Below are 558 nucleotides of genomic sequence, written 5' to 3'. Positions count from 1 at the left end.
AAACCGGTAACTAGGGTTAAGTCGTAACAAGGTAGCCGTACCGGAAGGTGTGGCTGGAACACCTCCTTTCTGGAGAGAGTCCTAACATTAAGTTGAAAATTTAAAGGTTAAAAGTTGAAAGCAATGCTTGATGACTTTTAAAATCGATGAAGTTTCAATTGAAGAATCCTCTTTTCCTTTTTGTGTATTTCATAATTTAAATAAAATAGTCCTGTAGCTCAGTTGGTTAGAGCACTACACTGATAATGTAGGGGTCCGCAGTTCAAATCTGCGCAGGACTACTTTTTACGGGGGATTAGCTCAGCTGGCTAGAGCGCCTGCCTTGCACGCAGGAGGTCATCGGTTCGACTCCGATATTCTCCACTTCTTTTAGATCATATATCTTATTAAGCCGTTACAATGGTGATGGTGGATTTATGGTGAAATAAAGATTGATGAGTTCATAAATGAAATCATGAATCGCGTTGTCCGGAATTTGGACAAAACGTACATTGACATATTGGCAAAAACAATCAAAATCATAGGTTCGCCGTAACGCCCGCGCGTTATGGTGCGACC

2 tRNA genes and 1 rRNA gene are annotated in these 558 nt (G+C 41.0%); all 3 read left to right on the top strand.

The annotated features are described in order from the left end of the window. A 16S ribosomal RNA gene (locus tag ACRD64_RS25280) occupies positions 1–69 on the top strand; the annotation flags it as partial. A 138-nt stretch (positions 70–207) separates the two neighbouring features. Next, positions 208–281: transfer RNA gene (locus ACRD64_RS25275), tRNA-Ile, on the top strand. An 8-nt stretch (positions 282–289) separates the two neighbouring features. Next, a tRNA-Ala gene (locus ACRD64_RS25270) sits at positions 290–363 on the top strand. The last annotated feature ends 195 nt before the right edge of the window (positions 364–558 follow it).

This window comes from Saccharicrinis sp. 156 (assembly GCF_050589685.1).
In the GTDB taxonomy this organism is placed as follows: domain Bacteria; phylum Bacteroidota; class Bacteroidia; order Bacteroidales; family Marinilabiliaceae; genus Saccharicrinis.
The sequence above is the reverse complement of the archived record's forward strand: the minus strand, read 5'-3'. Positions and strand labels throughout refer to the sequence as shown.